The sequence below is a fragment of the Sphingobacterium detergens genome (genome assembly GCF_003610355.1).
Lineage (GTDB): Bacteria > Bacteroidota > Bacteroidia > Sphingobacteriales > Sphingobacteriaceae > Sphingobacterium > Sphingobacterium detergens.
Map to the genome: position 1 here is coordinate 350849 of NZ_RAPY01000001.1, position 21178 is coordinate 372026.

At 43.5% G+C, this 21178-nt stretch carries 16 protein-coding genes; 11 read left to right on the forward strand and 5 right to left on the reverse strand.

Features of this window, described 5'->3' with window-relative positions; all coding sequences use genetic code 11:
• Positions 1 to 26: 26 nt before the first annotated feature.
• From DFQ12_RS01475 to DFQ12_RS01485, 3 genes are all read left to right on the forward strand, one after another.
• On the forward strand, positions 27 to 884 hold the full coding sequence (locus DFQ12_RS01475; protein ID WP_120257258.1) for a TssN family type VI secretion system protein: 858 nt from the start codon (positions 27 to 29) through the stop codon (positions 882 to 884).
• A gap of 11 nt (positions 885 to 895) precedes the next feature.
• Positions 896 to 2041, forward strand: a complete 1146-nt coding sequence (locus tag DFQ12_RS01480) for a hypothetical protein (protein ID WP_120257259.1) — start codon at positions 896 to 898, stop codon at positions 2039 to 2041.
• A gap of 64 nt (positions 2042 to 2105) precedes the next feature.
• Positions 2106 to 2678, forward strand: coding sequence for an NAD(P)H-dependent oxidoreductase (locus DFQ12_RS01485; protein WP_120257260.1), 573 nt, complete (start codon positions 2106 to 2108; stop codon positions 2676 to 2678).
• A 148-nt stretch (positions 2679 to 2826) separates the two neighbouring features.
• Here DFQ12_RS01485 and DFQ12_RS01490 read toward each other — a convergent pair whose 3' ends face one another.
• Entirely contained in the window at positions 2827 to 3309 is a 483-nt protein-coding gene (locus tag DFQ12_RS01490; protein WP_120257261.1) for a DUF4199 domain-containing protein, read from the reverse strand.
• A gap of 332 nt (positions 3310 to 3641) precedes the next feature.
• Here DFQ12_RS01490 and DFQ12_RS01495 point away from each other — a divergent pair, with 332 nt between their 5' ends.
• Positions 3642 to 4235: a YdeI/OmpD-associated family protein gene (locus DFQ12_RS01495; RefSeq protein ID WP_120257262.1), complete on the forward strand. Its 594-nt coding sequence runs from the start codon at positions 3642 to 3644 to the stop codon at positions 4233 to 4235.
• 168 nt (positions 4236 to 4403) lie between these two features.
• Here the strand turns inward: DFQ12_RS01495 and DFQ12_RS01500 are convergent, their stop codons facing one another.
• The 3 genes from DFQ12_RS01500 to DFQ12_RS01510 all read right to left on the reverse strand — a co-directional run bounded on the left by DFQ12_RS01500 (position 4404) and on the right by DFQ12_RS01510 (position 8431).
• On the reverse strand, positions 4404 to 5042 hold the full coding sequence (locus DFQ12_RS01500) for an isochorismatase family protein (RefSeq protein WP_120257263.1): 639 nt from the start codon (positions 5040 to 5042) through the stop codon (positions 4404 to 4406).
• Between the two features lie 285 nt (positions 5043 to 5327).
• Complete coding sequence (locus DFQ12_RS01505; protein WP_120257264.1) at positions 5328 to 6962, reverse strand: UxaA family hydrolase; 1635 nt, start codon at positions 6960 to 6962, stop codon at positions 5328 to 5330.
• Positions 6959 to 8431, reverse strand: a complete 1473-nt coding sequence (locus DFQ12_RS01510; RefSeq protein WP_120257265.1) for a tagaturonate reductase — start codon at positions 8429 to 8431, stop codon at positions 6959 to 6961. The genes DFQ12_RS01505 and DFQ12_RS01510 overlap by 4 nt, the downstream gene beginning before the upstream one ends.
• Before the next feature lie 291 nt (positions 8432 to 8722).
• Between DFQ12_RS01510 and DFQ12_RS01515 the strand changes: the two genes are divergently transcribed.
• The 7 genes from DFQ12_RS01515 to nagA are packed head-to-tail and all read left to right on the forward strand — an operon-like array spanning position 8723 to position 20079.
• Positions 8723 to 11806, forward strand: a complete 3084-nt coding sequence (locus DFQ12_RS01515) for a SusC/RagA family TonB-linked outer membrane protein (RefSeq protein ID WP_120257266.1) — start codon at positions 8723 to 8725, stop codon at positions 11804 to 11806.
• An 11-nt stretch (positions 11807 to 11817) separates the two neighbouring features.
• Positions 11818 to 13365, forward strand: coding sequence for a SusD/RagB family nutrient-binding outer membrane lipoprotein (locus tag DFQ12_RS01520; RefSeq protein WP_120257267.1), 1548 nt, complete (start codon positions 11818 to 11820; stop codon positions 13363 to 13365).
• Positions 13366 to 13378: 13 nt separating this feature from the next.
• On the forward strand, positions 13379 to 15391 hold the full coding sequence (locus tag DFQ12_RS01525) for an alpha/beta hydrolase family protein (protein WP_120257268.1): 2013 nt from the start codon (positions 13379 to 13381) through the stop codon (positions 15389 to 15391).
• 5 nt (positions 15392 to 15396) lie between these two features.
• Positions 15397 to 16830 carry a Gfo/Idh/MocA family protein gene (locus tag DFQ12_RS01530; protein ID WP_120257269.1) on the forward strand — a complete coding sequence of 478 codons (1434 nt, stop codon included), beginning with the start codon at positions 15397 to 15399 and terminating at the stop codon, positions 16828 to 16830.
• A 6-nt stretch (positions 16831 to 16836) separates the two neighbouring features.
• Positions 16837 to 17568 carry a glucosamine-6-phosphate deaminase gene (locus DFQ12_RS01535; protein ID WP_120257270.1) on the forward strand — a complete coding sequence of 244 codons (732 nt, stop codon included), beginning with the start codon at positions 16837 to 16839 and terminating at the stop codon, positions 17566 to 17568.
• A gap of 9 nt (positions 17569 to 17577) precedes the next feature.
• The gene (locus DFQ12_RS01540; protein ID WP_120257271.1) at positions 17578 to 18891 is read left to right on the forward strand and encodes a sugar MFS transporter; all 1314 of its coding nucleotides are present in this window, start codon (positions 17578 to 17580) and stop codon (positions 18889 to 18891) included.
• Between the two features lie 3 nt (positions 18892 to 18894).
• On the forward strand, positions 18895 to 20079 hold the full coding sequence (nagA, locus tag DFQ12_RS01545; RefSeq protein ID WP_120257272.1) for an N-acetylglucosamine-6-phosphate deacetylase: 1185 nt from the start codon (positions 18895 to 18897) through the stop codon (positions 20077 to 20079).
• On the opposite strand, the gene DFQ12_RS01550 is transcribed toward nagA, so the two are convergent.
• A complete protein-coding gene (locus DFQ12_RS01550; protein ID WP_120257273.1) occupies positions 20080 to 21099 on the reverse strand; it encodes a LacI family DNA-binding transcriptional regulator in 1020 nt (339 codons plus the stop codon).
• Positions 21100 to 21178 lie beyond the last annotated feature (79 nt).

Genomic DNA, 21178 nt, shown 5'->3' on the forward strand with positions numbered 1-21178 from the left:
TGTTTGTGAATAGTGCATCAGTTGAAATGGAAGTTCAAACAGTTTTTTTAAGGTACATCCTTGCGCCTTTATTAGTATTTATTTCGGCCATTGTAATGTCGGTCTGGAATAAGAAGAATAGTCTTCTGAGTAATAAGAAGCTTATCATTTCGATCTTGTTGGGAGGATTGGCATTGGCATTGCCTGGTTTTTTCGGGTTTTTGGGTTTTGCATTTATGCCCTGGGGCTATTTCATGACAATGATCTATGCATTTGGGGTCGGTGTTTTATGGGTATATCTGCTGAGCAAATGGGATTTGAATAGCTTAGAAAATAGAAAGGTTTTTGTATTTTTTGTGATGTTGATAATGCTACTGCTCGGATTATATATCTATAAACTATTTTTTGATTGGATGAGTCCTTTCCGATTAGGGTGGTGGGCAGCAACTAGCGTTTCGATTTTCTTTGTGCCAATGTTTTTTTGGTGGACTTATATTGCGTTGCTTTCTATTCCGATGGAGATCCATCGGGTCTGGGAGTATCCACGGTTTCCTGAAGAAATTAATTTGGACCACCTGGATTTTGACAAATTGCTGGTATTGGAACTGGAATTATACAAGGATAGCAAAGATGTCGAACCATTACGTGTAAAGGTAAAAGCCCCTGAAAAGATGAATTTCGGGTTGTGGTTTCAAAAATTTATTGAAGATTACAATAGTAAATTTCCCAATGCGCCAGTTCGCTATGCCGATATTGGCGGAGAATATCAGAAATGGATATTTGTTGTGAAACGGTCTGTTTTCAAGCGAAATGTCTATATCGATCCAAGTTTGGATATTTCGGGAAATCAGATTACAGAAAAAATGACCATACACGCTAAGCGTGTTTCAGAAACAATAGGATAACAAAGAAGGATATGCAAAAACCATTAAATTACGAAGGCATCAACTGGATTGATGGTATGAAACTTTCCAGCGGGGATTTTGTTCATACGGATCTTTTTACGCAGGATCTCGTACGCGATAGCATTTCGGTGGGGCTGAATGGTACTAATTTTGGTTTATTACCAGCTTTCGCAGGATATGAACGTTCATACGATATATCGCTTATCAAAAAAACGACAAGTTATCTAGAAGTTGAAGTTCGATTTTGTAATGCGGTGACCAGCGATGGTAACCGAATCAACATAGCATATCAGCAAGGAGCAGTTGAAGCAAGTTTCAGTGCCTATATGGATGTTTCTAAATTGGCCCTCGGCGAGCATTATGTAGTTTTACATGTTAATCCCTTTAAAAGATCAGCTTTTGGCGAACCTAATCCGGAAGAGTCTCCGCTCCGTTATCCCTATGTTAAAAAGGAGTATACAATCGATATTGTGAGTAAATCTGATATCAATCAAAGGCAAGTGACAGGATCATTTCTGCCGATTGGTAAGTTGTTTCAAGAAGCACAGGAGACCATATTGATACAGCAATACATTATTCCAAGTATCTACGTCGAGAGTCATCCGCTATTGATGGATTATCACAATCGCTTCTATCGCTTGCTGAATGAATTTCAAACGGCTGCCTATAAGATCATGGATAAAACAGTTAACAGACCTAAAATCACAGAATTGGGGCTGAATATCCGCTTTATTACTGAAAAGATCTTGGAATATATGGCTACGACATTTTTTGAATATAGATCTGTTCTCCCACAACGGGCACCAATATATCTGTTAAAATATTTTTCTGATTTTGCCCATGTATTTTTCAATGCTGTACGTTTAGTTGAACCTGCTGAACGGGAAGAAATGCTTAAATATTTCTATGAATGGAAAGATGTGACACCAGGTAATTTTGAGGAACGCCTATCCAATCTCATTGAAATGCGGTATAATCATTTTGAGATTGCTGAGGCCATGAGCTGTGTTGCTGATTTTATGGATGTTATGGTATCGCTATGGGGCAAATTAGCGACATTGGAATATATCGGTCAGCGACGGGAAAATATTGTTGTTGCGGAGCAGAAGGTTGTTCAGGAAGTGCAGACAAGACGTACTTGGTCTTTGTTAGATTAACATATTTATTATTTTAATAAGTAAGGCCTTTGAATCTTTATTTTTTTGCTTATGTTAGCAGAAGATGAAGAACGTATTGTTAATCAACGGAGACCTCTTTAAAACAGCGTCCACTGATTTTTTGATGGATGCTTACCGCGCTGGTGTTTACCAAGCCGATGGTATTGTGCATGATCTGAAAATCGTTGACTTGCTTTTTAATTATAATATCAAACTTCCGTCCATCTACTCAAGTCCATTAGAGATTGATCTTCAGGATGCACTGCGTGAGCTACATTGGGCCAAACATATTGTCTTATTTTGTCCAGTCTATCGCTCTTATATACCTTCTAAAATAAGAGGATTTTTTGATCGTTTATTCCTGTCCAATCAGAGCAACTTAGACCCTAATCGCATTGACAATAACTTTTATGGGAAATCTGCACGTATTGTCAGTATATTGGATAATGAGCTTTTTCATGAATATAGTCAGTTTAAGAAAACAAACTTTATGAGCATCAAGAAGGATGTTTTTGAAAGGTGTCATATTTCTCCGGTGCGAACTTCGGCAATGGGAGAGTTGCATAACTTAAAAAATTCATACAGTGAAAAATGGGCCGAAAAGTTAGCTCGGTTTGGAAGAATAGACTTGCTCTAAAAGTTAAGGATTGCTTCTTTTTTGTCTTGATGACCCTCGTTATAAATCTGTCCATTAATTTCTTGTACTCCCAATTGAAAAGTGATACTTCCCTATAAATTTTTGTTATCCAACTTTAGTCAGACATTTAAAACTTCTGGGTAGGGGATCACTTTTTTGTACGTATAAAAATCATCGCGATCGCTGTGGTGACAGCACCGAAAATGAAAGCAAAAATAGTAGAATTAATGGCATAATTCTTATAGTTGAAATTTGCTTCCGCTTCGGCTGTTGTTTTATAATAACCTATTTCGACCGATCGCTTGATGACGTTGGGGAAATACTCCGGACTGATGACATAAGAAATAATCCATTGTGTCAGTGGACTTAATAAAGCGATAATAGCAGAAAGCACTAAGCCCGAAATTAATCCCCGGATATAGCTCATATTACCGTTGTAGAAATTTTTCTTCTTATCTTTCAGTGCCAGTACCATAAATAGGATTGCCGGTATAGCAAAAAGATTGGTCAGGTAAAGGTGATAGTCAATATACTTGCCATGGAGCCCACACACTTTTTCTAATAGCATCCACACTAAAGTCATAAGTGTGAAAAAAATAGCCCATTTAATCTCAATTTTAATATTTTTCATAATGCTCAGTTTTAGACGGTATCTTGTTATTTCTCTGGAAAACCATCAATAATCGGTTTATTAAATATAATATTAATTTGGATAGAAAAAACAAGGCTTTACCTGCTTTTTTGCGGTATCTAAATTGACTAAACTCCCCATCTAAAGCGATTCATCTCCGAGGTAATCCTGTAGAATTATTCCGTACTGACAAACTGTTGTCTTTTGTTTTACTAATTTTATATACCAATAATAGGGGGGCGGGTTGATAATGCAGTAAAATGCTGAACCCTGTAGAAATATTTCTGTGGGGATAATCCCGTCGAGATCCGGAAATAATAAATAAACTACAAATGAATAAGATACATCAGGTAAAGGAAGTGCAGTCCATCAGTATTCACACACAGGCGGAATGGCGGCAGTGGCTAATGGATAACCATCTTGTGGAGAAATCCGTGTGGATTATCTGTCATACAAAGAATTCGGGGCAGCCGGCTGTAGCCTGGAGTGAATTGGTGGATGAAGCATTGTGTTTCGGCTGGATTGATAGTACAAGAAAAACAATTCAGAAAGGCTCTTTTAAGCAGTTATTCAGCAGACGTAAGTCCAAGGGAACTTGGTCTAGGGTCAACAAGGAAAAAATAGTGAAGCTTATTGCGAATGGACAGATGACTCCAGCAGGACTGGAAGTAATCAGATTGGCCCAGGAAAACGGCTCGTGGTCCGCTCTCGATAGTGTAGAGGAACTGTTTATTCCGGAAGATCTGGACAGTGCATTGAAGAGCTATCCCGAGGCTGAAGCATTCTTTGCCGGTTTGAGTAAATCAGCAAAAAAAATGTTGCTGCAATGGATTGCGTTAGCGAAGCGTCCTGAAACCCGAAACAAACGGATCGTGGAAATTGCGGAACAGGCTGCTTGCCAAATGAAACCAAAGCAATTTCGATAATCTTAATGATTGAATAAATAAATTATTATTTGTAATTATTCTAAATAAGACTTATCTTCGAGACGACATAAGCACTTAAATTTGTTGTTTCATAGGAAGACTAGTCGTGAGATTAGTCTTTTTTTATTTAGACTGCCGTAATTTTTACGACAGTCTAATGTGTGGTTATTATTTATTCTCAAGTGCAACTTCCTGCGCTTTGTAGTAACTTTCAATCAAGGCCTGGTAATTTGGCATGACCATGGAAAGTGCTTTGGCATATTTCGCAGCATCCTTGTGTTGCCAGCTTTTTAATACTTCACTGATAACAGCGGTAGTTGTGATTGGGATAACTCCTGCCAGCTGTAGTCTTGCAAGAGTTACCTGAGTCGATAGCGGGCTCATATCACCAGAGGCATCAATGACCGCAAATACCTCATAACCTTCGGCGATCGCTGAAATAGCAGGGAAGGCAACACAGACACTGGTCAGTACTCCCGCAATCACTAATTTTTTCTTCCCGGTATTCTTCACTGCTTGAACAAAAGCCGGAGTATCCCAGGCATTAACCTCTCCAGTACGACCAACATATACAGCCTGTGGCGCATTTTCGTGGATTTCGGGCATTAATGGTCCATTGGGGCCTTTGGGTTCTGATGCGGTAGTGATGACCGGAATATTTTCTATTGCGGCAATTTGGGCTAGTGCCACGACATTGTTTCTTAATGTAGGTACTTCGATATCTTTGACTGTTTGGAATAGACCACTCTGGTGGTCGATTAGTAAAAATGCAACATCATCTGCATTGATTCTTGTTGTAAGTGCCATAATTTTAAAATTTTAATTTGTATAATAAATCTTTGGTTAAAGGTAGGCAGCGTATTTGTAGTGGAAAATAAAGCAGATTAAGCCTAAGACTTAAGGTACATTAAGTCTTAGGAAATGAACTGTTTCGAAAGAGGCCGTTCATTAGGAATACATTCTAGTTCGGAACTGATGGAACAACCCTTCATGGGCACCTAAGCATGCAAATGGGAGAATTTAGTTGCTGTTAGCGAATCATAAGTCTTCTCAAGTGGATATTAAAATAGTTCTGTTTGATGGAAAGAAGACTTAAAGGCTCACGCCACGTTTCCAAGGAATAAAATCGTCCTGTCGAAGTTGTACTGCTTTAGGAATGATTTTTCCGCTGGCTGCCAAAATACAATATTCAAGGATTTCTATTCCCATTTGCTCAATTGTCTTCTGGCCTTCGATAATGGCTCCTGTATTGATATCGATGATATCAGACATGTGGGTGGCTAGTCGATTGTTGGTGGCTATTTTGATCGTCGGGCAGATTGGATTGCCTGTCGGTGTGCCTAGACCTGTAGTAAATAACATGAGGGTTGCTCCAGCGGCGACTTTTCCTGTCGTTGCTTCCACATCATTGCCAGGGGTACAGACAAGACTGAGTCCAGCTTTGTTTGCCGGTTCGGTATAATCCAGAACAGCTACTACAGGTGAAGTGCCTCCTTTTTTTGCAGCTCCATTGCTCTTTATGGCATCAGTAATAAGGCCATCCTTAATATTCCCAGGTGAAGGATTCATATGAAAGCCGGACCCAGCCTGTTCAGCTGCAAAGCTGTAGTCACTCATCAGCTTTATAAATTTATGAGCGGTTTTTGCATCTTGCATGCGGTCGATGAGCTGCTGCTCGGCTCCGCAGAGTTCAGGAAATTCGGCCAGGAGAACCTTGCCTCCCAGAGCAACCAAAAGATCCGAGCAGTAACCTACTGCGGGATTGGCAGAGATGCCGCTGAAGCCATCGCTACCACCACATTTGACGCCAAGGGTAAGTTTGCTGATTGGTTGTGGTGTTCGTCGCAGTTTATTGGCATCGACCATGCCAATAAATGTTTCTTTAATGGCATGCTGCATAAGAGCTCTTTCGCTTCCTATTTGCTGCTGCGAAAATACAAGCAACGGTTTGTTAAATTGGGGGTTGCGATGGAATAGTGCAGCGCGAAAGTCTTCGACTTGTAGATTCTCGCAGCCTAGGCTCAATACAGTAACACCAGCAACATTGGGATGATCTGCATAGGCGGCTAATAAATGGGCAAGTACAGTTGCGTCTTGCCGGGTTCCCCCGCAACCACCTTGATGCTGTAAAAATTTAATGCCGTCAACGTGCGTAAAAACACGTGCTTCATGTTGTGTGCTTTCGGGTGATAGATCCACTTGCTCTAGGTTTTCAATGGAATCATAAGCGCGCAATAGAGCCCGGGTATAATTTTTATATATATTGGAACTGCCGTAACCCAGTTCTTCCTCCATGGCCTGCCGGAGGACATCAATATTTCTATTTTCACAAAAAACGGTTGGAATACATAGCCAGTAGTTCGCAGTGCCTACACGACCGTCTGCACGGCGGTAACCCATAAAATGTCGATCTTTGAATGAGCTGACATCTGGTGGTGTCCATTGTTGTGAAAATCCTCGGTATTGAAAGGAATCCGCAGCATGTTGGGTATTGGCAGTGTCCATCAGACTGCCTTGTGTCACATCTTGCGTTAAACGGCCAACGACGACACCATACATCAGGACCTCTTGCCCAGCTTTCAGGTCCTCTATAAAAAATTTATGTTTGGCCGGAATATCATTATGGAGGTAATACGTGCTGGATCCGTTTCTTACGGTAGTCTGTGCGTATAAATCCCTCAGTGCGACAATTACATTGTCTTTGGGATGTATTTTAAGTGTATTCATACTGTTTGCTGTTCGAAAAGATAATCAACTATGGTGCTGCGTAGTCCCACCTGTTTAATACGTTGTAAAATTTCACTGACCATGCAGGCAAGTCCAGCGTAGTTTAGGAGAGACTCACCCCAGATCTGCTGGTCTGCTAGTAAGGATGGAACAGGATCAGGCTGTTGCAGATGTAATTGCACTGCACTGCGGTAATCGTCATGAAAGTCGTGTTCTTCAGTGGTCTGCTGCATCAGCAAAATATAGGCTGCAAAGCCGATGGCGACCCCTGTGGGGGGAGCTTGATGCTGGCCATACCAATAAGGCAGTATAGGAAGCACACGGGTCTTGATCTTACTGCTGAATTGTATGGCAATGGAAGTCCATTGATGGGACAGAAATGGATTTTTGAAACGGTCAATGACGGTATGGGCAAACTGGTCAGCTTCTGTAGTTAGGATTCCTGTTTGCAGGAGGCTAGGGCCAATTTCCTTGAAAAGGATCTGACGGATATAACAGTCCAGGACTGCATCTGTAAAGAATGTTTTGACATCTGCAATACCGGAAAGTATAGCCAGACCACAGCAGAGTGTATGAGTCGCATTTAACAGGCGGAGCTTAATCTCTTTGTACTTAGCGATATTTGGAACTATTTTGATCGATGGATCCAGGGCTGCAAAAGACAGCTTGTTGTGTACAACACTGCTATCCGATTCGATGGCCCATAGCCGGTAGGGTTCTGCCATTATCGCAAGTGAATCCACATAAGGCAGTGTCTCTGGGGCTACCTTATTGAGGACAATCCGGTCTACTAGCGAATTACAGAAGTAGTTTGCTTGATCAACCCAATCGATAAAGGTGTCTTCAAGTTGTTGCTGATGACATAAATTGAGGATAATATCTTTAAGTACAACAGCATTGTCTGTAATGAGTTCGGTAGGTATAATGACCAACCCTTTGGTCGGATCCGCATCGAAATGCCGATAACGAGCATATAGGTAAGCAAGTATTTTAGCGGCAAGGCTTATTGGAGGACTGTCATGGATTGTACCTTCGGAGCCGACAATACCAGCTTCGGTGGTATTGGAAATCAGGATCTCCATTTCGGGAGATCTGGCGGTCTTTAAGATTTCATGCCATTGTTGCTGTGCAGACAATACGCGGGAAATAGCAGCATTGACCTGTCTAGAGACGATATGCTGTCCATCTTCGTACCCCTGTACAAGTAAAGTATAGAGCGAATTTTGCTGTTCAAAAGCTGTTGTACTGCCTTGATCGGTCGACTTGACAACTAAAATGCGGCCTTGAAAGATGCCAGCGAGATTGGCTCGGTGGATATAGTCGTCAGGTAGGCCACGCAAAAGGGCTCCAGTGCCAAATTGGATCACCCGTTCAGGTAGTGTCAATAGAGACAGCTCGGGGATATCGACCCATGTGGGATCTATAGCGTTCAGCTGATTCCAAGATAATGTGGCTTTATTATTTTCCATTGTTCGTTTTTTTAGCGCGGCAATTGGGTTTTGATCTGATTTACAATTCTACTGTTTATTATGAAAAACAACAATGAAAATCAATGATAACGTTATCGGTCCGATTTGCTCTGATCAAACTGTCAGAAAAGTTTTGTTGGTCGTTTGAACGCTTTATATAGACGGCGGATTTTCGGTAACGCTACCGCTACTTTATTCGGGCAATCTGTTGGATTTCTTTCTCCAAAGGTCTTTCTTTGGGTATAACGCAATGGAAATAAACTAAAATCCAACAATTTAAATCGATAAATTATGATAGCTCGTATCGACAGTAAACATTTGTTTTTTGTGGGGCTAATTGGCTGTTATTTCTTCCTTTTTACTAAGGGAGCTCATGCACAGCCAAGCACCCGGATAGGAAAGGTGATCAGCACGACGGATCAGAGACCGCTACTGGGAGTGACGGTGCTAAACCTCAGCACGCAGCTGGCGGAGCACACAGACCAAGAAGGTAATTTTAGTATTAGGGCTGCGGTGGGGGATAGACTCAAGTTCTCTCTGATCGGGTATAAATCGGCGGAGTTGCCTGTGACGGCAGCAGGCTTATTGACCGTTGGCCTTGCACAGGAGAATTTTACCATCGATGAGGTTGTGGTAACAGCACTTGGTATCAAAAGGGAAACAAGAGGACTTACCTATGCAACACAGCAGCTTAGTGGCAGTGCCGTTAATGACGCTAGGGACAATAGCGGGAATATCATGAGCAGTCTCACGGGTAAAGTGGCCGGTGCTGTTATTACCACTGCCGCCTCCGGTCCCGGTGCTTCAGCACGGGTGGTTCTCCGCGGTAACAAATCCATTTCAGGAAATAATAATGCCCTGATCGTTGTCGATGGCGTACCATATGACAATTCAAGTGCACAGCAGGCGACTGGTACGACCTATAACTACGGTACCAGTGATGGTGCTGCCAATATCAATCCGGATGATGTGGAATCCATCAACGTACTCAAAGGTCCCTCAGCAGCGGCGTTGTATGGAAGCAGAGCTGCAAACGGGGCAATTCTGATCACGACCAAACAGGGAAAGTCGGGACGATATACGATAGATTACAACGGAAGTGCCTTCTTTGATCAGGTCAACCTACTTACCGAGTTTCAAAATACCTATGGCCGAGGAAATGGTGGTGTCAGCGGGACAAACATCGGGGAGAGTTGGGGACCAAAGGCACAAACCTATAAAAATAATGTTAAGGACTTCTATGAAAATTCGGCAACTTTCAATAACAGTATCAGCACCTATGGTGGTACAGAGAAGCTGCAGGGGTATGTTTCCTATGCCAACAACAAAATCGGCGGGATTATCCAGGGTAACTCACTTAAACGTAACAGCCTTAATCTGCGCGTCAATACGGAGCTTATTCCCAAATTGAAAACGGATGTCAAACTCAATTATGTCAATCAGCAGATTGACAACCGGCCACGTCTGGGGGATATGGGGATTCCTGTTGAAGCCTATATTATTCCACGGGACATGGATAAAAATGAACTGATGGATTATGAGACCATCGATCCCAATACAGGTCAGCCCCTACGTAAATACTGGTCGGGATCGGCCATTTACGATAATCCTTATTGGAGTATCAACCGTACATCTGTCAATGAAGTACGTGATCGCATTACAGCACTGGGTTCGGCGACTTATCAGCTTAGGGACTGGATCAGCATCATGGGCAGATATAGCTTTGATAAATATATTGATAATACGGATGGTTCCTTTTTTGCGAGTACAGTATCTGTTGGCGATGTGCGCAAAGGGGGGAAATATTATGAGACCAATGCCCGGTACCAAGAAAGTAACCTTGACTTTCTGATCAACGGTAAAAATCCGTTGACAGAACATATCGCCATTACCTACAATCTCGGGGCTAGTACACTACGTCGGAAATACAGTAGTTTTCAGAATATGGCCAATGGTCTATCCATTCCAAATGAGTTTAGCCTGAAAATGGCAACGACGCCTGAGTTTTTAGCTATAGCAGGCTACGAGCGCCGCCTCAATTCCGTTTATGCCAGTACACAGCTATCCTTTGACAATACTATTTTTTTGGATATGACTGCCCGTAATGACTGGACCTCAACATTGAAAGCACCGCACAGTTATTTTTATCCTTCTGTTGGTATGTCTGCGATATTCAATGAGTTGTTACAGATGCCTGCTTGGGTCAATTTTGGAAAAATTAGAGCATCTTATACTCAGGTCGGTAATGATGCTGATCCGTATCTGCTCAGACAGCTTTATTCATTTGGACTGGGAGCCGGAAATGGATTTATTTCCCGCTCGCCGATTAAAGCTATTCCAGACCTAAAACCCGAATTGACCAAGTCATTTGAAGCAGGTCTTGATATGAAATTCTTTGGAAACAGACTAGGTTTTGACCTGACTTTGTACAAAAGCAATACGGTAAATCAGCTACTCTTTCTGGGGCTGCCTATGGCTAGCGGTTATAGCCGGCAATACATCAATGCAGGGGATATTGAAAACCGAGGACTTGAACTGCAGCTGATGGCAACGCCTATAAAAAGCGAACATTTTTCTTGGGAGACGACGTTGAATTTTGCCAGTAACACCAACAAGATAATCGCATTGCACGATAAAACAAAACGAGCCAATATTACCGACAATAACAGGTATGCCACAGTTGTGGTAAACGAAGGAGAGAAGTATGGTGACCTCTACGGTTATGCTTGGAAACGTGATCCACAGAGTGGAAAATTTGTGGTAGATGGTAGTGGGCTGCCGGTGGTAGAAGCGAATCAAAAATTAGGTAACTTTAATCCCAAGGCTTTATTGGGTTGGTCCAATTCCTTTTCATACAAGGGTTTTACGCTCAATACATTAGTGGATGCAAGAATTGGAGGAGAAATAGTCTCAGGAACTTCAGCCTACCTCGCAGCCTTTGGTGTAGCAGACTACACCTCAATGTACCGCGAAGGTGGTCTCGTACTGGATGCTGTGGATGCCAATGGTGCCGCCAATACACAAGCCATCACCGCGCAGCAGTTGTGGACACGTGTATCGCAAAATGGCCGGGATGGTTGGGGTGAGTTTTTTACTTATGACATGACTAATGTGCGGCTCCGGGAATTGTCCATTACTTATAGGTTGGACTTAAAGAATACCTCGGTATTCAAGAATGCAGGGCTATCCCTAACAGGACATAACCTCTTTTTCATCTACCGCGGAAAATCCAAACTGGATATACCGGGAATTGGGAAGACAAAAAACCCGATAGACCCCGAGGCTGCGCTGGGAGCTGGCAATTATCAGGGTGTAGAAGTTGGACTACCACCGTCGGTACGGACATTCGGGCTAAACTTAAAATTAACCTTTTAACAGTTGTAAACATGAGAAGAAACATGCTATATGGTGCTTTGCTAGGATTGAGCCTTATTTCTTGCAGCAAAGATTTTGATCGGATTAACAGCGATCCCAACAACATCACGGTGATCACACAGCGTGAGCTGCCCTTTATGTTTGCAAAAGCACAGTCTTCGGCTGCGATGAACCGTTCTTTTTACCAAACCGTACAGAATCTTGGCGCCGATCTCTATGGACAGTATTTTGCATTGACAACTAATTCTTTCAGTACGGATCGCTACCTGCTGACACCTGACTGGCAACGGCGATTCTGGACTGTGGTGTATGTTGATACCGCGCCGCAGCTTAAAAGTATTATGGATAATACCGAGTCTGGTACAGGGGAAGCGGCACTCGCGAATATTATGTGGGTATATGCCTTTCACCGCTTGACTGATCATTTTGGTCCGATCCCTTATTTTGCAGCAGCAGAGGCTCGCGATGTCATTCCTTACGATCCGATGGATAAGATCTATGCGGATTTTTTTACTCGTCTTACGACAGCGGTAGACCAGCTGAAAGCCCTGCCTTCGGGTGCAACAATCTTTCAGGGGTATGATCTAATGTATAACGGAAATGTGGAAAATTGGATCCGCTTTGCGAATTCAATGCGCCTACGGCTCGCTCTTCGGATATCAAAAGTAGATCCCATAAAGGCAAAGTTTGAAGCTGAGGCTGCGGTGGCAGCAGGTGTGATGACCAGTAATGGTCAAAATGCCACCATGCTCAAGTCACTCTCGGGCAACGATACCAACGGTCTGTCGCAGGTGGCTGTTTGGAACGAATTTTCGATGAGTTCAACGATAGCCTCATATCTCAAAGGCTATGAAGATCCAAGATTGGGTATTTATTTTCAACCCAGCTTGAGTGGAAAAGTCTTTAACAGCGTACGTAATGGAGCTATAGCCACCGATCTTGGGCAGCCAAGAAATCAGTCGAGAGCCAATTCCAATGTGGGTACCTACTGGGTGCGGTACAATGGCGAAGTGCTTGAAGGTAATTTTACACAGAATTTTCATATTATGTGCGCCGCCGAATCGTTTATGCTGCGTGCGGAAGGCGCTCTGAATGGTTGGAATATGGATGGTACAGCACAGGTGCTCTACGAACAAGGAATACGTCTGAGTATGGCGCAATGGGGTGTCAATGATGAAACAATCATCCGCAATTACCTTTCCTCAACGAATAGACCGACCGCTCCGGGCGATTACCATAATTCTCCAGCAGTTGCCGTAACTCCAATTAAATGGAGCGGTACGGAGGCTGAACAACGTGAACAGATTGGTGTACAGAAGTGGCTTGCAATCTATCCCAATGGTATGGAAGCATGGGCTGAATATCGTCGTTCAGGATACCCAAAGATGTATGCGGTGCTACAGTCCGACAATCCCGACCTGCCGGCTGGAACATTTATCAAGAGGTTGCCTTACCCTTTGACGGAAGTGACAGACAACTTTGCCGAATTGACAAAGGGTCGGGCCTTGCTCGGTGGAGCGGATAACGCCGCAACTAAACTTTGGTGGGACGTGGATTAAGGGTTAAATAAGGATGAATTTTAAACTATATACAGTCACGCTTATGATGACATTCGGACAGCAGGTAACTGCACAGACAGCCCTGCCGGAAATACTATCCATCCCAAAGGACATTGATCCGCTCAAGGAATTAATCGAAAGTCAGGCGGATGAACTCTTGTATAAACTGCCGATGGATCGTATTGTAGACCCTGGACAACTCTTAAATCAGATTCATACCAATCTTCAATTGGGTAACAGCGCCGATAGCGATCTGGATATGCGGGTTGTTGCTAGCCTGGACTGTGGTGGCTATACGGTATATAATCTGATCTTTCAAAGTCTGCCGGGCGTATACGTCCCAGCCAACCTCTATGTTCCCAAAGGGCAAGGGCCTTTTCCAGCGATATTAAACAGCCACGGTCATTGGGCACCGGGACGTCGTAGTGAAATCGTGCAACGGACATCTCAAATACTAGCAAGCAATGGCTATGTATGCCTTAGTATCGATGCTATGGGGGCGGGGGAACGTGGACGTCGGCACGAACATGAATATCATGGGGCCAATCTGGGGTCATTATTACTGGATATGGGGACACCCCTAATGGGGATACAGCTGCAGGAAAATAAACGTGCTATAGATCTGCTATGCAGCTTGGATTATGTGAATAAAGAGCAAATTGGCGCTACTGGTGCCAGTGGTGGTGGCAATCAGACCATGTGGCTAACAGCAATGGATGCTCGCGTCAAAGCTGCTGTCCCGGTAGTCAGTGTAGGTACCTTCCGCTCTTATATTATGAATAGCAACTGTGTCTGTGAGTTACATCCTAATGGCCTGCAGCATTTTGAAGAGGGACAGCTCTTGCAGGCGATGGCTCCTAAGGCTGTAAAGATCATTACAGCCCTAAAAGATGGGAACGCCGCATTTAACGTTCATCAGATGCTGAAGTCGTATCGTCTTGGCAAGTTAGCATATCAACAACAGGACTCGGCTGATCGATTAGCGTATGAATTATTTGATGAGTCGCACAGCTATACAATTGAAATGAATAAAGCTATGCTCTCTTGGTTTAATAAAAGCTTTAATTATCGTCAGTCCTTACCAATTGAGCTAAATGCGGTACATATGCTCGATACCAGTCGTTTGTCGGTGTTGCAATATGGGATTAAAAGCGAAAAAATAATGACGATACCAGCCTTTGTGAATAGGGAGTTCAAACTAGCTGAAAATAAGTTAATCGTCACTAATGGGCGGAGCACAGAAACCTATCTGCAGGAGCTCCGCCTGCTGCTCTCCAAGGTCGAATCGGATCGACTGCTTTCGGTGAGAACGTTATTACCTGAGGCAGGATGGCGACGAATTATCCTCGAAACGGCTCAGCGGCAACTGATTCCTCTGCTCGTTAAGGAGCCTGCTGGAGGAGGGAAGATGATGCACGTCTTATTCCCCGATCAGGGCAAACAGGGACTTAATCTTACGGAAATTGAACAGATGGTCGAGAGGGGCGAGGGCATTGCGATCGTAGATCTCTTTGGCCTCGGGGAGCGAGCTTCAGCCAGTGCCGAACATATTGATGGGGCGCTACCTCGTTTTCATACCATCTCACGTTCAATGCTTTGGATGGGGCAAACTATGATGGGAATATGGGCCAACGAGATTACGCTCGTAAGTAACTATCTGCAGCAACATTACGGTAACCATAAACTGATTGTTCATGCCGATCGCGAAACTGCTTTGGCAGCCTTGATCAGCAGCGACTTATCGCCACAACAACGGATACTGAAGCTCCGGCGATTGCCCGCCAGTTACCTGCCAGATATGACCGGCAGTCTGGAAAATTTCAACATGGCCGTCCATATTCCTGGAATTTTAAAGTGGGGCGATATACCCTTGTTGTTGGCATTGAGCAGGGAAGATATTAATGTGGATGAGCTGATGCCCTGGAGTGGTAAAAGCTGCCCAGAAAAGGATAAAAAGCAATTATTGAATAAGGTAAATGCGTATAAAAGAAAGTTTAACATTGGAGGAACTCTCCAGATCAATTAGTGACCATGGGAACAAATAGAAGATCATTTTTAAAATTGTCTGGTCTAGCCGGTTTTGGACTAATAACCGGTTGCACTGCACAGGAAAAGGAAACCTCGGGTACTAAGCTCGATCATATCCGGCTGGAAGCATCTAAAAAATATAACAGCATTTTTAACATGTCGGGCTATGCCGCACCCAAAATTGAAACTGTACGCGTGGGTTTTATTGGTGTTGGAAACCGGGGCTCGGCGGCGGTAGAACGAATGAGCCAGATTGCTGGTGTCAGCATTCATGGTATCTGTGACATCAGACCGGAGAAAGCCCATGAAGCCAAGGAGCGGATTAAGACGTCAGGGCATGTTGCCACAATTTATGCCAAAACTGGAGAAGATTGGAAAAGGATGTGTGAATCGGATCAATTTGATCTGATCTATATTGCTACACATTGGAGCATGCATGCTGATATGGCGATCTATGCCATGGAGCAGGGTAAACATGTCGCACTCGAGATCCCCGCGGCAATTACTGTGGAGGACTGCTGGAGATTGGTGAGAACCTCCGAAGCAACAAAAAAACATTGTGTGATGCTCGAAAATTGCTGTTACGACTATTTTGAGCTATTGACGCTCAACTTGGCAAGACAGGGTTTTTTCGGTGATATCATCCACTGTGAGGGGGCTTATATCCATGATATTATGGACAGCCTTTTTGATGAGAAAAAGCGATACGATTTTTGGCGGCTCAAAGAAAATGCTGCTCGAAACGGAAATCTATATCCAACCCATGGACTGGGGCCGATTTGCCAGATACTTCGGATCAATCGTGGCAACAAAATGGACTATATGAACTCAATGTCTTCAAAGGACTTTATGCTTAATTCCAAAGCAAAGGAAATGGCACAGGTAGATAAGCAGTTTGAAAGTTATGTCGATAAACCATTCCGCGGAAATATTAATGTGTCGAACATTATGAACTCAGACGGTAGTACGATGATGTTGCAGCATGACGTAAGTTCACCGCGTCCGTATTCGCGTATTCATCTGGTGAGTGGTACAAAGGCGTTTGCTCAAAAATATCCATTGCCTGGAAAGATCGCCATAGGGCATGATGATTTTTTAGGAGCAACCGAGATGGCTGAATTGGAAAAGAAGTATGCTCCTGGTATTATCACCAAGATCGGCGAGCTAGCAAAAGCAATTGGTGGTCATGGGGGGATGGATTTTATGATGGATTGGCGATTGATCGACTGTCTTAGAAATGGGCTTCCGGTCGATATGGATGTCTACGATGCCGCAAGCTGGAGTGTTATCGGCCCATTGAGCGAATGGTCTGTGGCTAATGGCTCCCAGCCGATTGAAATACCAGATTTTACAAATGGCCTCTGGAAAGATAATCTGGTACATGATATCAACTTAACAAAAGGTGGAACAACACAAGTATTGAAATCAACTAAATAAAATCAAGTGAACTTAAAAACTTTTAAAACACGCGAAGAACTGGGTTTGGCGGCTGGAAAGGCCGGAATCGAGGCTATTAAAACTGCAATAGCGGAAAATGGTGAGGTAAATATTATTCTGGCGACAGGACAGAGCCAGTTTGAAACTTTGGCAACGCTGGTAGCGGCGACGGATATTGATTGGGGCAAAGTACGGATGTTTCATCTGGATGAATACATCGGTATTCCGGTAACACATAAAGCAAGCTTCCGTAAGTATTTGACCGAGCGCTTTCTTAATCTTGTAGCCCCTTTAAAAGAGGTCGTGCTCATTAACGGAGAAGGGGATCCCCAAGCTGAATGTGAACGTCTCGACAAAAAAATCGGTGCACATCCCATTGACGTTGCCTTTGTCGGGATAGGCGAAAATGGACACCTAGCTTTCAACGATCCGCCTGCGGATTTTGATGCCAGTGGAGCTTATCTGGTAGTAAACCTTGATACACAGTGCAGGCAGCAACAGCTGGGGGAGGGATGGTTTGCATCGATTGACGAAGTTCCTGCTCAGGCTATCAGTATGTCTATTCGACAGATTATGTTATCCCGAAAAATTATATGTGCAGTACCAGATAAACGAAAAGCAGAGGCGGTGCGGAACTGCCTCTCCGGGATGATCTCGAACTGGCATCCTGCGAGCATATTACAGCAACACACGGATAGTACTTGCTATCTCGACAAAGAATCAGCTTCTTTACTATAATCCGCTGCGATGACATCAACTGCTTTAGATCGAAAGACAACATTGGTATCCATAGGGATCATAGGACTGATGTTCTTTATTTTTGGATTTGTCTCCTGGGTAAATGCGATACTGATTCCTTATTTTAAAATCGCATGTGAATTAAGTAATTTTCAGTCGTATTTGGTAGCGTTTGCGTTTTACATTTCCTACTTGTTGATGTCGATGCCTGCATCTTATATATTAAAGAAGCTGGGTTATAAAAATGGGATTATGGTCGGTTTTTGGATTATGGCAATGGGAGCATTGTTATTCGTCCCGGCTGCTTATGGACGCACATACCTTATTTTTTTAGTAGGTCTCTTTACTTTGGGTACCGGATTGACGTTGCTGCAAACTGTCGCTAACCTGTATATTACACTGATTGGTGAAAAAGAGCGGGCAGCACAACGAATCAGCATGATGGGGATCTGTAACAAAGGAGCCGGGATACTGGCTCCGCTGATCTTTTCATATGTTATCCTGCGACCCCAGGACAATACGCTTTTTAATCAACTGGAAGCAATGGATGAGTTATCCCGTGCCATCGCGTTGGATGAGTTGATTTTACGTGTCGTCTGGCCTTACACTGTCGTAAGTGGGGTGCTGTTTCTGATCGGGGTATTAGTCAAGTTTTCCATTCTCCCAGAATTGGATCAACAGGAAGCCCCTATAGTGGATGGACAAAGGATAAACAAAAAAGGAATCTTTCAGTTCCCTCACCTCGTACTTGGGGCGCTGGCAATTTTTTTGCATGTGGGAACGCAAGTCATTGCGATCGATACCATTATTAATTATGCTGGATCGATGGGGTTATCCTTGTTGGAAGCCAAAGCTCTGCCATCTTATACATTAACTGCTACGATCTGTGGATATCTCTGTGGTATTGTGCTAATCCCAAAGATCTGCAGCCAACGACTCGCGCTTAAATTTTGTACGATCCTTGGGTTAATGCTGGCGTTATTAGTTTGTACATCGCATGGCTCTGTCTATTTTTTGAATAAAGATTTGGATATTTCGGTTTGGTTCATCGTACTGATCGGGCTACCTAATGCCTTGATTTGGGCTGGAATTTGGCCCCTAGCATTGGAAGGCTTGGGAAGTTATGCAAAACAGGGGTCTGCATTGTTGATTATGGGACTGAGTGGGAATGCCGTGTTACCGTTGCTGTATGGATTATGGGCAGATGCTGTTGATGTAAGGTCTGCCTATTGGATATTGATACCTTGTTTTCTATATTTAGTTTTCTATGCATTCAAAGGCCATAGGTTACGCACATGGAATATATTTAATAAACAAAATTGAGCTATGCTAACGATTACAAACGCTAACATCATTACGCCCAATCGTATCATTGAAAATGGAACAGTAAGGATTGCTGAGGGAAAAATTGTGGATATCGCTACGCAGCGAGTTTCAGCGGACGAGCAGTCAGGTGAATGGCTGGATGCCGAGGGGCTTTTTTTGTCCCCGGGATTTATTGATATCCATGTGCATGGTGGTGGTGGTGCCGATTTTATGGATAATACGGTTGATGCTTTTCTAAAAGTTGCACAGACACATGTCCGTTATGGTACCACAGCGATGTTGCCGACGACACTGACCAGTGAGCCAAGTGAGTTATTGGCTTTGTTTGATACCTATATGGAGGCTTTAAGCCGCAACGTGCACGGCTCGCGCTTTTTGGGGTTGCACTTGGAGGGACCTTATTTTGCGATGAACCAGCGGGGGGCACAGGATCCACGTTATATTCGAAATCCAGACCCGAATGAGTATCTGCCTATTCTCGAGCAGTATCATCACCTGATTGCACGATGGAGTGCCGCTCCTGAACTTCCGGGGGCGCTTGATTTTGGACAGAAAGTCCATGACTATGGAATTTTACTGGCCCTGGCTCATACAGATGCTATTTATGAAGAAATCCTCCCTGCAGTCGAACACGGCTATCGGTTGGCAACTCATTTGTATTCGGGAATGTCTGGAATGACACGACGGAATGCTTATCGTTATGCTGGGGCAATAGAAAGCTGTCTGCTTCTAGATGCTATTGATGTCGAGATTATCGCCGATGGTGTTCATTTGCCAGAACCCTTTTTAAAATTGATCCATAAAATCAAGGGTGATGATAAAATCATTCTGATTACAGACGCCATGCGGGCCGCAGGTATGCCCGAAGGAAAAAGTATATTGGGAAGTCTTACTGGTGGAACTGAAGTTATTGTTGAAGATGGCGTTGCTAAACTACCTGATTACTCTTCTTTTGCTGGGAGTGTCGCTACCGCCGATCGGCTAATCAGGACTATGATCAATATGGCTGGTTTAGATCTTATAACGGCCATAAAGATGATGACGCTAAACCCTGCAAGATTACTTGGCTGCGACGATCGTATGGGTGCGATAGATATCGGCAAGGATGCGGATATTGTTCTGTTTGATCAAGATATACGGGTACACTATACTTTTATATCCGGCAAATTATGTTATAAAAATTAATTAGGTGATTTTGTTTATCACCGAATCACGAACCACCAGTTTTCCGGGGAGTATAATATCCTGAATTTCGAAGTCCTTATTTTTTATGTGACGGATCAGCAGGGCACAGCTACGTTTTCCGATATCAAAGGCGGGTTCCTCTATGGTGGTCAGATTGGGTTCGACTACGGTGCAGATGGGGTCATTTGTAAAACCAATAACGCTGATATCAATACCTACGCGCAAGTTGTGTTTTTTGATGCACAAGATTGCACCGACAGCTTTGCGGTCATTGGCGGCAAAGATGGCGTCGGGACGCTGAGGTAGTGCCAGTAGTTTGGTTGTATCCTCACTGCCGTGAATTTGCGAGAAACCGGAATGTACGATCAGGTTCTCTTCTAAAGGTCTGTTGCACTGTTTCAATGCTTCAATATAACCGTTGAGTCGCTGTTGTGTAAATTTGAGGTCTTTCGGACCAGCAATATGGGCAATACGGTTGGCGCCATTTTCGAGTAGAAATCTTGTTGCCTGAAAAGCGCCCGCAAAGTCATCCTGTACAACTTTTGATGCTACGATATTATTTGGGACCCGGTCGAAAAATACAATAGGTAGCCCTTTAGCCATCAGTCGTTCAAAATGTTCGTTGATATAGGAATCCGAAGATATGGAGACTAGAAGTCCGTCGAGGCTACTGGTCGATAGGTTTTCCAGTAGGCTCTGCTCACGGGCCATACTATCGTTGGTGACATAAAGAATGATATTGTAATCCTGTTCATAGGCTTCCTCCTGAATACCTGAAATAACTGTCGAGAAATAATAGTTGGTAATAAATGGAATGACAACGCCAATATTTTTTGTTGAACCTGAGGCTAATGCCGCTGCATTTTTGTTGGGCTTAAAATTAAGTTCCCTGGCCAGTGACAATACTTTCTGACGTGTTGTGGGGTTGACATCATGCGTGTCTCGAAACGCTCGTGAAACAGTGGAAACAGAAATGCCAAGCATTTCAGCAATATCCTTGATGCCGATGGGATTTTTCATAGATAAAAGGTTGGTTCGAATTATTCGATTTACAATTTACTAAAAACAATTTATATATGATTGTGATATATGATATTGC